Source organism: Polaromonas sp. P4_F6 (assembly GCF_056401275.1).
The window spans coordinates 521,945-535,111 of record NZ_JBFUJQ010000002.1 but is presented as its reverse complement, the minus strand read 5'-3'; the positions used below and the strand labels follow the sequence as shown (position 1 = coordinate 535,111).

Annotated in this window: 13 protein-coding genes; 11 read left to right on the top strand and 2 right to left on the bottom strand. The window is 63.2% G+C overall.

All coding sequences use genetic code 11. The annotated features are described in order from the left end of the window. The first annotated feature begins 18 nt into the window (after positions 1-18). Genes nuoG through AC1DUN_RS08330 form a run of 11 tightly spaced genes read left to right on the top strand, consistent with a single transcriptional unit; the run spans position 19 to position 11,270 of the window. Positions 19-2,175 (top strand): NADH-quinone oxidoreductase subunit NuoG, encoded by a 2,157-nt coding sequence (nuoG, locus tag AC1DUN_RS08380; protein ID WP_477713563.1) that lies wholly within the window; start codon positions 19-21, stop codon positions 2,173-2,175. Beyond that, the gene (nuoH, locus tag AC1DUN_RS08375) at positions 2,172-3,245 is read left to right on the top strand and encodes an NADH-quinone oxidoreductase subunit NuoH (RefSeq protein ID WP_477713562.1); all 1,074 of its coding nucleotides are present in this window, start codon (positions 2,172-2,174) and stop codon (positions 3,243-3,245) included. Before nuoG ends, nuoH begins: the two co-directional genes overlap by 4 nt. Before the next feature lie 4 nt (positions 3,246-3,249). Next, complete coding sequence (gene nuoI, locus AC1DUN_RS08370; protein WP_007864440.1) at positions 3,250-3,750, top strand: NADH-quinone oxidoreductase subunit NuoI; 501 nt, start codon at positions 3,250-3,252, stop codon at positions 3,748-3,750. A gap of 38 nt (positions 3,751-3,788) precedes the next feature. Further along, complete coding sequence (locus tag AC1DUN_RS08365) at positions 3,789-4,442, top strand: NADH-quinone oxidoreductase subunit J (RefSeq protein ID WP_477713561.1); 654 nt, start codon at positions 3,789-3,791, stop codon at positions 4,440-4,442. Then, positions 4,439-4,747: an NADH-quinone oxidoreductase subunit NuoK gene (gene nuoK / locus AC1DUN_RS08360; protein WP_007864437.1), complete on the top strand. Its 309-nt coding sequence runs from the start codon at positions 4,439-4,441 to the stop codon at positions 4,745-4,747. Before AC1DUN_RS08365 ends, nuoK begins: the two co-directional genes overlap by 4 nt. A 7-nt stretch (positions 4,748-4,754) precedes the next feature. Next, a complete protein-coding gene (nuoL, locus tag AC1DUN_RS08355) occupies positions 4,755-6,779 on the top strand; it encodes an NADH-quinone oxidoreductase subunit L (protein WP_477713560.1) in 2,025 nt (674 codons plus the stop codon). Between the two features lie 30 nt (positions 6,780-6,809). Further along, positions 6,810-8,285, top strand: coding sequence for an NADH-quinone oxidoreductase subunit M (locus AC1DUN_RS08350; RefSeq protein ID WP_477713559.1), 1,476 nt, complete (start codon positions 6,810-6,812; stop codon positions 8,283-8,285). 29 nt (positions 8,286-8,314) lie between these two features. Next, positions 8,315-9,817: an NADH-quinone oxidoreductase subunit NuoN gene (gene nuoN, locus AC1DUN_RS08345; protein WP_477713558.1), complete on the top strand. Its 1,503-nt coding sequence runs from the start codon at positions 8,315-8,317 to the stop codon at positions 9,815-9,817. Next, the gene (locus tag AC1DUN_RS08340) at positions 9,814-10,116 is read left to right on the top strand and encodes a DUF2818 family protein (RefSeq protein ID WP_477713557.1); all 303 of its coding nucleotides are present in this window, start codon (positions 9,814-9,816) and stop codon (positions 10,114-10,116) included. Before nuoN ends, AC1DUN_RS08340 begins: the two co-directional genes overlap by 4 nt. Beyond that, positions 10,113-10,733, top strand: coding sequence for an NUDIX domain-containing protein (locus AC1DUN_RS08335; RefSeq protein WP_477713556.1), 621 nt, complete (start codon positions 10,113-10,115; stop codon positions 10,731-10,733). The genes AC1DUN_RS08340 and AC1DUN_RS08335 overlap by 4 nt, the downstream gene beginning before the upstream one ends. Before the next feature lie 21 nt (positions 10,734-10,754). After that, positions 10,755-11,270 (top strand): DUF1178 family protein, encoded by a 516-nt coding sequence (locus AC1DUN_RS08330; RefSeq protein ID WP_477713555.1) that lies wholly within the window; start codon positions 10,755-10,757, stop codon positions 11,268-11,270. Between the two features lie 9 nt (positions 11,271-11,279). Here AC1DUN_RS08330 and AC1DUN_RS08325 read toward each other — a convergent pair whose 3' ends face one another. Together AC1DUN_RS08325 and AC1DUN_RS08320 are read right to left on the bottom strand one after the other, a co-directional pair. After that, positions 11,280-11,771: a hypothetical protein gene (locus AC1DUN_RS08325; protein ID WP_477713554.1), complete on the bottom strand. Its 492-nt coding sequence runs from the start codon at positions 11,769-11,771 to the stop codon at positions 11,280-11,282. Continuing rightward, a complete protein-coding gene (locus tag AC1DUN_RS08320; protein ID WP_413329367.1) occupies positions 11,771-13,081 on the bottom strand; it encodes a Glu/Leu/Phe/Val family dehydrogenase in 1,311 nt (436 codons plus the stop codon). The genes AC1DUN_RS08325 and AC1DUN_RS08320 overlap by 1 nt, the downstream gene beginning before the upstream one ends. Positions 13,082-13,167 lie beyond the last annotated feature (86 nt).

The following is a 13,167-nucleotide window of genomic DNA, read 5'->3' as shown; positions in this document are numbered from 1 at the left end:
CCGCGGAAAGAAAAAAATATGGTTGAAATAGAACTCGACGGCCAGAAGGTGGAAGTGCTTGAAGGCAGCACGGTGATGCATGCGGCCGAAAAAGCCGGCACCTATATTCCGCATTTCTGCTATCACAAGAAGCTCAGCATTGCCGCCAACTGCCGCATGTGCCTGGTCGATGTGGAAAAAGCGCCCAAGCCCATGCCGGCCTGCGCCACGCCCGTCACCCAGGGCATGATCGTGCGCACCAAGAACGACAAAGCCATCAAGGCCCAGAAGGGCGTGATGGAGTTCCTGCTGATCAACCACCCGCTGGACTGCCCGATCTGCGACCAGGGCGGCGAGTGCCAGCTGCAGGACCTGGCCGTCGGCTACGGCGGCAGTGAATCGCGCTACGAGGAAGAAAAGCGCGTGGTCTTCCACAAGGACGTCGGCCCGCTGATCTCCATGCAGGAGATGAGCCGCTGCATCCATTGCACGCGCTGCGTGCGTTTCGGCCAGGAAGTGGCCGGCGTGATGGAGCTCGGCATGTCGCACCGCGGCGAGCACGCCGAGATCGAAACCTTCGTCGGCATGTCGGTGGACTCCGAACTGTCCGGCAACATGATCGATATCTGTCCGGTCGGCGCGCTGACCAGCAAGCCTTTCCGCTACAGCGCCCGCACCTGGGAGCTGTCGCGCCGCAAGTCGGTCAGCCCGCACGATTCGACCGGCGCCAACCTGATCGTCCAGGTCAAGAGCAACAAGGTCATGCGCGTCGTGCCCCTGGAGAACGAAGACATCAACGAATGCTGGATCGCCGACCGCGACCGTTTTTCGTATGAAGCCCTCAACGGCGACGAACGCCTGACCAGCCCCATGCTCAAGCAGGGCGGTGAATGGAAAACTGTCGACTGGCAGACCGCGCTCGAATACGTGGCCAACGGCCTCAAGCAGATCAAGGCCGACCACGGCGCCGCCAGCATCGGCACCCTGGCCAGCCCGCACAGCACGCTCGAAGAACTCTACCTGGCCGCCTCGCTGATGCGCGGCCTGGGCAGCGAGAACATCGACTACCGCCTGCGCAATGCCGAGTTCGCCGCGCCTTCGGCCATACGCTGGCTGGGCACGTCTATCGCTTCGCTGTCGCAGCTGCAGCGTGTGCTCGTGGTGGGTTCCAACCTGCGCAAGGACCATCCGCTGTTCGCACAACGCATACGCCAGGCCGTGCGCAGGGGCGGGGCGCTGAGCACCATCAATTCCGCCACCGAACTGGCAAACGCCGATGCCTGGGCCATGCCCGTCGCCAACACGCTGCTCGCAGCGCCTGAAGCCTGGGCCCAGGCCCTGGCCGATGTGGCCGCCGCAGTTGCCGCCGACAAGGGCGTCACGGCCCCGGCAGCCGGCCAGGCCACCGATGCGGCCAAGGCCATCGCCAAGTCCCTGCTGGGCGGCGAGCGCAAAGCCATTTTGCTGGGCAATGCCGCGGCTCACCACGCCAAGGCCTCCAGCCTGCTGGCGCTGGCCAACTGGATTGGCGCGCAGACCGGCGCCAGCGTGGGCTACCTCACCGAAGCGGCCAACACCGTGGGCGCACAGCTGGCCGGCGCCTTGCCAGCCGGCAAGGGCCTCAATGCCGGCCAGATGCTGGACGGCCAGCTCAAGGCCGTGATCCTGCTCAACAACGAACCCGAGTTTGATTCGGCTGCGGGCGCCAGGGCCAAGTCCTCGCTCAATACCGCGCAAATGGTCGTGACGCTGAGCCCCTTCAAGGCCAACATGGCTTTCAGCGACGTGCTGCTGCCCATCGCTCCCTTCACCGAAACCTCCGGCACCTTTGTGAACGCCGAAGGCCGCGTGCAGGGCTTTCACGCCGTCGTCAAGCCGCTGGGCGATACGCGCCCGGCCTGGAAGGTGTTGCGCGTGCTTGCCAACCTGCTGGGCTTGCCCGGCTTTGATTTTGAATCCTCGCAGGACGTGCTCAAGCAGGTCGCTGGTGCCGATGCGGCGCAGCTGCCCGCGGACAAGCTGGGCAACGGCACCCAGGCAGGTATCGACCTGTCGGCAGTTGCCGCCCAGGCGCCTGCCGTGGCCAGCATTTACCAGCTCGACGGACTGGTCAGGCGCGCGACCTCGCTGCAGCTCACGGCCGATGCCCGCCAGGCCGCCGGCCTGCAAGCCCAGCTTGAAGGAGCAGGCGCATGATTGACGGAATCTTCGCCTTCGGCCAGGGTTTGATGGGCGGCATCTGGCCGGGCACCGTGTGGCCCGTGCTGTGGACGCTCATCAAGATCGTCTGCGTGCTGGCGCCGCTGATGGGTTGTGTGGCCTACCTCACGCTGTGGGAACGCAAGGCCATCGGCTTTACCCAGATCCGCCTGGGCCCCAACCGTGTCGGGCCTTTCGGCCTGCTGCAGCCGATCGCCGATGCGCTCAAGCTGCTGACCAAGGAAATCATTATCCCCACGGCGGCCAGCAAGGGCCTGTTCGTGCTCGGTCCCATCATGACCATCATGCCGGCTCTGGCCGCCTGGGCCGTCATTCCCTTTGGCCCCGAGATCGCGCTGGCCAACATCAACGCGGGCCTGCTGTTCCTCATGGCCATCACCTCGCTGGAGGTGTATGGCGTGATCATCGCGGGTTGGGCCTCCAACTCCAAATACGCCTTCCTGGGCGCCATGCGTGCCTCGGCGCAAATGGTGAGTTATGAAATCGCCATGGGTTTTTGCCTGGTGGTGGTGCTCATGGTGTCGGGCAGCCTCAACATGACCGACATCGTGATGAGCCAGGGCAAGGGCATGCTGGCCAGCAGCGGCTGGACCTTCCTGTCCTGGAACTGGCTGCCGCTGTTGCCGATCTTTGTCGTGTACTTCATCTCCGGCCTGGCCGAGACCAACCGCCACCCCTTTGACGTCGTTGAAGGCGAATCCGAAATCGTGGCAGGCCACATGGTCGAATACTCGGGCATGGCCTTCGCGATGTTCTTCCTGGCTGAATACGCCAACATGTGGCTGGTCGCCATCCTGGCCGTGCTGATGTTCCTGGGCGGCTGGTTGCCACCCGTTGAAGCGCTGAGCTTCATCCCGGGCTGGATCTGGCTGGGCGCCAAGACCTTTGTCGTGGTCACCATGTTCCTGTGGGTGCGCGCCACCTTCCCGCGTTTCCGTTATGACCAGATCATGCGCCTGGGTTGGAAGATTTTTATCCCTGTCACCCTTGTCTGGCTGGTGGTGGTCGGTGCCTGGATGCAGACCCCCTACAACATCTGGAAATAGAACCATGTCTTCCGCAGTTGCTTCCGTCAAGGATTTTGTTTCGAGCTTCATGCTCACCGAGCTGTTCAAGGGCATGGCCCTGACCGGCAAGTACATGTTCAGCCGCAAGATCACGGTCCAGTTCCCCGAGGAAAAAACCCCGCTGAGCCCGCGTTTTCGCGGCTTGCACGCCCTGCGCCGCTATGACAACGGCGAAGAGCGCTGCATCGCCTGCAAGCTCTGCGAAGCGGTTTGCCCGGCCATGGCCATCACTATCGAATCCGATGTGCGTGAAGACGGCAGCCGCCGCACCTCGCGCTACGACATCGACCTGACCAAATGCATCTTCTGCGGTTTCTGCGAAGAAAGCTGCCCGGTCGACTCCATCGTCGAGACCCACATCTTTGAATACCACGGCGAAAAACGCGGCGACCTGTATTTCACCAAAGAGATGCTGCTGGCCGTGGGCGACCGTTATGAGTCCGAAATCGCCGCCAACCGCGCGGCGGATGCCAAGTACCGCTGAACCCCAGGCCGCTGGCTCAAGAAAGAATCCACAACAACATGGACGCTAAAACAGGTCTTTTTTATGTTTTCGCCGCGGTGCTGCTGTTTGCGGCATTCAAGGTGATTACCGCGCGCAACCCGGTGCATGCGGCGCTGTACCTCGTGCTGGCATTCTTCCAGGCGTCCGCCGTCTGGATTCTGCTCAAGGCCGAGTTCCTGGCCATCACGCTGGTGCTGGTCTACGTGGGCGCCGTGATGGTGCTCTTCCTGTTCGTCGTGATGATGCTGGACATCAACATCGACAGTGTCCGCAAGGGCTTCTGGAAGCATTTCCCGCTGGCCGGCTCCGTCGGCGCCATTATCGCGCTGGAAATGTCTTACGTGCTGATGGGCGGCTTTCGTGAGCCACCCAAGGTCGCGGCCGGCGCGGGCCAGATAGGCGCGCAGCTTTCCAACACCAAGGAGCTCGGCAAGCTGCTGTACTCCGAATACCTGTATCCGCTGGAAGTCGCCGCGGTGATCCTGCTGGTGGCCATCATTGCCGCCATCGCGCTGACCCTGCGCGCGCGCAAGGACTCCAAATACCAGAACCCGTCGGAGCAGATCCGGGTCAAGCGCTCGGACCGCGTGAGCCTGGTCAAGATGAAATCCGTCGTCGTCGCCGCACCGCCGGTTGTGGCAGCTGTACCCGCCGAGGAGAAGAAGGCATGACGCTCACCCTGGGACATTTTCTTTCGCTGGGCGCGATGCTGTTCGCGCTGTCGGTCATCGGCATCTTCCTGAATCGCAAAAACCTCATCGTGCTGCTCATGGCCATCGAGCTCATGCTGCTGGCCGTCAACATGAATTTTGTGGCCTTCTCGTACTACCTGAACGACATGGCCGGCCAGGTTTTTGTGTTCTTCATCCTGACCGTCGCCGCGGCCGAATCGGCCATAGGCCTGGCCATCCTGGTGCTGCTGTTCCGCAATAAGTCCAGCATCAACGTCGACGAACTCAACACGCTCCAAGGCTAAAAACAAGATGAGCCAAACCCTCTCCGCATCGGCCCTGCTGGCCGTCCCGCTGGCGCCGCTGGCCGGCGCCCTGGCGGCCGGTATCCTCGGCACTTCCTTCGGCGGCAACTGGATAGGCCGGCGCCTGTCGCACAGCCTGACGATTCTCGGCGTGCTGGTGGCCTTCATCATTTCGGCCATGACGCTCAAGAGCGTGGCCGTCGACGGCGCGCGTTTCAACGAAACGCTCTACACCTGGATGAACGTCGGCGGCCTGAAAATGGAAATCGGCTTCCTGGTCGACGGCCTCACGGCCATGATGATGTGCGTGGTGACCTTTGTGTCCCTGATGGTGCACATCTACACCATAGGCTATATGGAGGAAGACGAGGGCTACAACCGCTTCTTCGCTTACATCTCGCTGTTCACTTTCTCCATGCTGATGCTCGTCATGAGCAACAACATGCTGCAGCTGTTCTTCGGCTGGGAAGCCGTGGGCCTGGTGTCCTATTTGCTGATCGGTTTCTGGTTCAACAAGCCGACCGCCATCTTCGCCAACATGAAGGCCTTCCTGGTCAACCGCGTGGGCGACTTCGGCTTCATCCTCGGCATCGGCCTGATCGCCGCCTATGCCGGCACGCTGAACTACGCCGAGGCCTTTGCCAAGGCCGATGAACTCTCCAAACTGACATTCCCCGGAACCGGCTGGATGCTGGTGACCGTGGTCTGCATCTGCCTTTTCATCGGCGCCATGGGCAAGTCGGCGCAATTCCCGCTGCACGTCTGGCTACCCGACTCCATGGAAGGCCCGACCCCCATCTCCGCGCTGATCCACGCGGCCACCATGGTGACCGCCGGTATCTTCATGGTGGCGCGCATGTCGCCGCTGTTTGAGCTCAGCGACACCGCGCTGAGCTTCGTCATGGTGATAGGCGCCATCACGGCCCTGTTCATGGGCTTTCTCGGCATCATCCAGAATGACATCAAACGCGTGGTCGCGTATTCCACGCTGTCGCAGCTGGGTTACATGACGGTGGCGCTGGGCGCTTCGGCCTATTCCGTCGCGGTGTTCCACCTGATGACCCATGCCTTCTTCAAGGCACTGCTGTTCCTGGCGGCAGGCTCGGTCATCATCGGCATGCACCACAACCAGGACATCCGCTGGATGGGCGGCGTGCGCAAGTACATGCCCATCACCTGGATCACCTCGCTGCTGGGCACGCTGGCCCTGATAGGCACGCCTTTGTTCGCGGGTTTCTACTCCAAGGACAGCATCATCGAAGCCGTGCATGAGAGCCACCTGGCGGGTGCCGGTTTTGCATATTTTGCGGTGCTGGCAGGCGTCTTCGTGACGGCCTTTTATTCCTTCCGCCTGTATTTCCTGGTGTTCCACGGCAAGGAGCGCTTCGACCAGAACCCCGACGCCCACCACCACGGCCACGACGACCACGGCCACCATGGCGAGCACCATGCGCCGCACGAGTCCCCCTGGGTGGTGACGGTGCCGCTGATCCTGCTGGCGATTCCGTCGGTGGTCATCGGCTTCATGACGATCGAGCCCATGCTGTACGGCGGGTTCTTCAAGGACGCCATCTTCGTGAACCTCGAGAAACACCCCGCCATGGAAGAGCTCAAGCAGCTGTTCCACGGCCCGGCCCAGATGGCCTTGCACGGCCTCACCGCCGCGCCGTTCTGGCTGGCCCTGTCGGGCTCGGTGCTGGCCTGGTATATGTACATGGTCAACCCGGCCCTGCCGGCCGCGATCAAGCGCATGTTCATGCCCGTGTTCACGTTGCTCGACAACAAGTATTACTTCGACTGGTTCAATGAAAACGTGCTGGCCCGCGGCACGCGCATGCTCGGCACCGCGCTCTGGAAGGGCGGCGACCAGAAGCTGATCGACGGCGCGCTGGTCAACGGCTCCTGGAAACTGGTCGGCTGGGTCTCCGGCGTGGTGCGCCGGCTGCAGTCCGGTTACATCTACCACTATGCCTTCGGCATGATTGTTGGCGTGTTTGTGTTGATGACGTATTTCGTCTGGCTCAATCGCTGATCAGTTCAACAAAATCAAGGAAGAACAAGAATGGGTTTGTTGAGTCTTGCGATCTGGACACCGATTGTTTTTGGTGTGGTTCTGCTGGCGCTGGGGCGTGACGAGCAGGCGCGCAGCGTTCGCTGGGTCGCGCTGATAGGCGCGGTCGTCAGTTTCCTGGTCACGCTGCCTTTGTACGGCGGCTTCGAACTGGGCACCTCGGCCATGCAATTCGTGGAGAAGGGCAGTTGGATCCAGCGCTTCAACGTCAATTACCACGTGGGTGTCGACGGCATCTCGCTGTGGTTCGTGCTGCTCACGGCCTTCATCAATGTGGTGGTCGTCATCGCCAGCTGGGAAGCCATCACCACGCGCGTGAACCAGTACATGGCTTCTTTCCTGATCCTGAGCGGGCTCATGATCGGCGTGTTCTCGGCGCTGGACGGCATCCTGTTCTACGTGTTCTTCGAGGCCACGCTGATCCCGATGTACCTGATCATTGGCATCTGGGGCGGCCCCAACAAGATTTACGCGGCCTTCAAGTTCTTCCTCTACACCTTGCTCGGCTCGCTGCTGATGCTGGTGGCGCTGATCTACCTGTACAACAAGTCGGGCGGCAGCTTCGACATCCTGACCTGGCACAAGCTGCCGCTGGGCGGCACCATACAGACGCTGCTGTTCTTTGCCTTCTTCGCCGCCTTTGCCGTCAAGGTGCCGATGTGGCCGGTCCACACCTGGCTGCCTGACGTGCACGTCGAGGCGCCCACCGGCGGTTCCGCCGTGCTGGCGGCCATCATGCTGAAGCTGGGCGCCTACGGTTTCCTGCGTTTTTCCATGCCCATCGCCCCGGACGCTTCGCACGAATGGGCCTGGCTGATGATCGCGCTGTCGCTGATCGCCGTCGTCTACGTCGGCCTGGTGGCCCTGGTGCAGCAGGACATGAAAAAACTGGTGGCCTACTCGTCGGTGGCCCACATGGGTTTTGTCACGCTGGGCTTTTTCATCTTCAATGACCTCGGTGTTTCCGGCGGCTTGGTGCAGATGATTGCCCACGGTTTTGTCTCGGGCGCCATGTTCCTGTGCATAGGCGTGCTGTACGACCGCGTCCATTCGCGTGAAATTGCCAGCTACGGCGGCGTGGTGAACACCATGCCCAAGTTCGCGGCTTTTGCCTTGCTGTTCGCCATGGCCAACTGCGGCCTGCCGGCCACGGCGGGTTTTGTCGGCGAGTGGATGGTGATCCTGGGCGCCGTGAAGACCAACTTCTGGATAGGCGGCGCGGCGGCGACCGCGCTGATTTTCGGCGCGGCCTATACCTTGTGGATGTACAAGCGCGTTTACCTGGGCCCCGTGGCCAATGAAGACGTCAAGGCGCTCACCGACATCAACAGCCGCGAGTTCCTGATGCTGGCCATGCTGGCCATTGCCGTGCTGTACATGGGCATTTATCCCAAGCCTTTCACGGACGTGATGAACACGTCGGTCGCCGACCTGCTCAAGCATGTCGCAGTCTCCAAGCTGAACTGAAGCCGACCGAGCAACTACAAAGAATTCAGATGATAGACAAACTCTCCTGGATCGCGGTTTATCCCGAACTCATACTCCTGACCATGGCCTGCGTGATCGCGCTGGTGGACCTGGGCGTCAAGACGCCGCAGCGCACGCTCACCTATGTGCTCACCCTGCTGACGCTGGCCGTGGTGGCCGCCATGGAAGCCGCCTACGCGGTGGGCGGGCAGACTTTCTACGGTTTCGGCAACATGGTGGTCGTCGACCCCATGGGCAGCTGGCTCAAATGCTTTGCCTGCATCACCCTGATGATCACGCTGGTGTACGGCCGGCCTTATGCCGCGGACCGCGAGATGCTGCGCGGCGGCGAATTCTTCACGCTGAGCCTGTTTGCGCTGGTGGGCATGTTCGTGATGATCTCGGGCCACAACTTCCTGGTGATCTACATGGGCCTGGAGTTGCTGACGCTGTCCAGCTACGCGCTGGTGGCCCTGCGCCGCGACAACGCCATCGCCACCGAAGCGGCCATGAAGTATTTTGTGCTGGGTGCGCTGGCCTCGGGCTTCCTGCTGTACGGCCTGTCCATGCTCTACGGCGCGACCGGCTCGCTCGATCTCAACGACGTGTTCAACGCCATCGCCAGCCGCCAGGTCCGCCACCAGGTGCTGATTTTCGGCCTGGTCTTCATCGTGGCCGGCCTGGCCTTCAAGCTCGGTGCCGTGCCCTTCCACATGTGGCTGCCCGACGTTTACCAGGGCGCGCCCACGGCGGTGACGCTGCTGATAGGCGGCGCGCCCCAGCTCGCGGCCTTCGCGATCTGCATACGCCTGCTGGTCGAGGGCCTGCTGCCGCTGGCGATCGACTGGCAGCAGATGCTGGCCCTGATGGCGATAGGCTCGCTGCTGGTCGGCAACCTGGCCGCCATCGCCCAGTCCAACCTCAAGCGCATGCTGGCCTTCTCGACCATCTCCCAGATGGGTTTCCTGCTGCTCGGCCTGCTGGCCGGCGTGGTCAACGGCAACCAGCTCAACACCGAGTCCGCCTACAGCGCGGCGATGTTCTATGCCCTGACCTATGTGCTCACCACCCTGGGCGCCTTCGGCATCATCATGCTGCTGGCGCGCGCCGGCCACGAGTCCGAGGACATCGTCGACCTGGCCGGCCTGAACCAGCGCAGCCCCCTGTACGCGGGCGTGATGGCCATCTGCATGTTCTCGCTGGCCGGCCTGCCGCCGCTGGTGGGTTTTTATGCCAAGCTGTCCGTCCTGCAGGCGCTGGTTTCGTCGCAACAGGCCAGCTATATCGCATTGGCCGTGTTTGCCGTGGTCATGTCGCTGGTCGGCTCCTTCTATTACCTGCGCGTGGTCAAGGTCATGTACTTTGACGCGCCGCTGGCCCACAACGCCCAGCCGGTTTCCGGGCCGACGGACGCCAAGGTGGTGCTCGCGATCAACGGCGCGATGATCCTGATCCTGGGCATGCTGCCCGGCGGCCTGATGACGCTGTGCTCCCAGTCGATCAGCAGCATCGTCAAGTCCCTGGGTTCATGACACAAACGGCTTCGGTCTGGCTGGTGGTGTTGCTGGCCCTGCTGGCGGCCAACCTGCCTTTTGTCAGCAACCGCCTGTTCGCGGTCTACGCCCTCAAGCAGCCCAAAAACCTCGCCGTCCGGCTGGGTGAAATGGTCGTCTGGTATTTCCTCATAGGCGGCTTGGGCCTCTACCTCGAGCAGCGCGGCGGCCAGATTGCGCCGCAGGGCTGGGAGTTTTACGCCATCACCGGCGCGCTCTTCATCACCTTCGCCTTTCCCGGTTTCACCTGGCGCTACCTGTTCAAGCACCGGCCATGAAAAAAGCCGCGCTACCGGGCGACCTTGAAGCCGGCAAGCCGGCCGATGCGCATCTTGTGGAGACCCGGCTGGCTTCCACGGAAATCCTCAAGGGTCATTTCCTCCACGCCATGCGCGACACCGTCAGCCTGCCGGACGGCACGCAGGCGACGCGCGAATACATCATCCACCCCGGCGCCGTGATGATCGTGGCCCAATGCGACGACGGCCGCCTGGTGCTGGAGCGTCAATACCGCTACCCGGTGCAGGCCGTCATGGTCGAGTTCCCCGCGGGCAAGCTGGATCCGGGCGAGGCCTCTCTGGCCTGCGCGCAACGCGAGCTGCTCGAGGAAACCGGCTACACAGCGCGCGAGTGGGCGCGCGCCGGTGTGCTACACCCGGTGATCTCCTATTCAACCGAGTTCATCGACATCTGGTTCGCGCGCGGGCTGGCGCAGGGCCCGCGCAAGCTCGACGCCGGTGAATTCCTCGATGTCTTTACCGCCACGTCCGCCGAGTTGCTGGCATGGTGCGCGAACGGGCAGGTGACCGACGCCAAAACACTGACGGGCGCGCTGTGGGTGCAAAACGTGCTGTCGGGCGCATGGGCTTTGGACTGGCAGCCCGCCATTGCCTGACTCCCCGGTGATAATCCGCCCATGAAGGTCCTGAATCTCCAGTGTTCGCACCAGCATGCGTTTGAAGGCTGGTTTGCGTCCGAAGACGATTTCCAGAGCCAGCTGTCGCGCGGCCTGGTCGAATGCCCGCTGTGCGCCGACAAAAGCGTGCAAAAACTCCCAAGCGCGCCACGCCTGAACCTGGGCGGTCGCCAGGACCCGGACGCGTCGGCAAAACAGTCCCCATCGCCTTCCACCGCCGTGAATGCGCAGGAGGGCGTTGCGGGGCGCAGCATGGCCGCCGTCGCGGGCATGCCGGCCGGCGCCAGCCAGGCGCAGCAGGCCGCATTTCTGCAGGCCCTGCGCCACGTGCTGGCCAATACCGAGGATGTGGGAACGCGTTTTGCCGACGAGGCGCGCCGCATGCACTACGGTGAGCAGGAAGCGCGCAGCATACGCGGCCAGACCAGCGTGCGCGAAGCCGTCGAGCTGCTGGAAGAGGGCATTGAAGTCATGCCCTTGCCGCTGCCGGCGGCGGTCAAGGAAACGCTGCAGTAGCCTGGCCGCTCAGCCGCCGGGCACTGCCATCTGCCGCCGCCGCACCATGCGGCTCGCCGCATAAAGCCCCAGGGGGATGGCGACAAAATGCGGCCAGATGAAATAGGCCGGCTCATAACTCACCCAGCTGAACGGGCTTTCGCCGACGGCCATGGAGTCCAGGGTGCCGGTCACGGCGACGTAGAGCAGCCACGGCAGGCTGCTGATCACCACCAGGGTGAGCGAGGTGTTTTTGAGCAGCCTGAACGCCACATTGCCGGCCGCCACCGCGAGCAGGAACATCGGCAGGTGGCGGATGGCGATCAGCGCGAAGGCGGCCCGCAGGTTTTCGTCTTCATAACTTTGCACGCTCCAGCGCGCCACGGCCGGGCCGTCGAGCAAAGGCCCCAGCAGCGCCGCAAGGACCGCCACCAGGGCACCCAGAAACAAGGCGGCCGCGGGCCGGCGAAAAGCGGCCATCGCGGGCCGCCCGTCGCCGGGGCCGTCGGGCGCATGCTCCATCAGGGATAGAGGCCGCGCAGCTCGCGCGTGTGCAGTATGCGTTTGCAGGCCACGATGAAGGTTGCGGTGCGCAGGCTGACCTTCTGGTCCTGGGCCACATGCCAGACGCCGGCGAAGGCGTCCTTCATGATCTTGACCAGGCGCTTGTTGATTTCTTCCTCGTCCCAGAAGAAGCTGGAGAAATCCTGCACCCATTCAAAGTAGCTGACCGTCACGCCGCCGGCGTTGGCGATCACGTCCGGCAGCACCAGGATGTTGCGGTCGTGCAGGATGTCGTCGGCGGCCGGCGTGGTCGGGCCGTTCGCGCCTTCGATGATCATGCGCGCCTTGATGCGGCCGGCGTTGGCTTCGGTGATCTGTTGCTCGAGCGCGGCGGGGATCAGGATGTCGCAGTCCACGTCCCAGAACTTGTCGTTGGCGATGACTTCGGCTTCAGCGAAACCGGCGACGCTGCCGTTGGCTTCCACATGCCTGAGCAGGGCCGGCACGTCCAGGCCGGCTTCGCGGTAAATCGTGCCGCCGTGGTCCTGCACCGCCACCACGCGCGCGCCGGTTTCGGCAAACAGCTTGCCCGCCACGCCGCCCACATTGCCGAAACCCTGCACCGCGATGCGCGAGGTCGCGATGTCCAGGCCTATGTGCTTGGCCGCTTCCACGCCCACGGTGTAGACGCCGCGGCCCGTGGCCTCACGCCGGCCCAGTGAGCCGCCCAGGTCCACCGGCTTGCCGGTGACCACGCCGGTGGAGGTGGAGCCGGTGTTCATCGAGTAGGTGTCCATCATCCACGCCATGATCTGGTCGTTGGTGTTGACGTCGGGCGCCGGGATGTCCTTGTTGGGGCCGATGATGATGCCGATCTCGCTGGTGTAGCGGCGCGTCATGCGCTCGAGTTCGCCGCGGGAAAGCTTCTTGGGGTCCACGCGTATGCCGCCCTTGGCGCCGCCGTAAGGCACGTTGACCGCCGCGTTCTTGACGGACATCCAGGCCGACAGGGCCATCACTTCCGACAGCGTGACGTCCTGGTGGAAACGCACGCCGCCCTTGCCGGGGCCGCGCGAGACGTTGTGCTGCACGCGGTAGCCCTCGAAGTGGGCCACGGTGCCGTCGTCCATGTGGATGGGCACGTCGACGATCAGCACGCGCTTGGGGCGCTTGAGCGTCTCGGCCCAGCGCGCAAGGCTGCCCAGGTGGGGGATGACCCGGTCGACCTGCTGCAGGTAGTTGCCCCAGGGGCCGAGGTTGTCGGCCTGGAGGTAGGAGGGCAGGGGGTGGGCGCCCGCGGAGACGGGGCCGGATGAGGCGTGCGACATGAAAACTCCTTGTGGGATGTCTTGGTGAAACTCAGTGCACGGAGCTTAAAAGCCCGCTCCCGAATAGTCCAAGGCATTGTGCACCA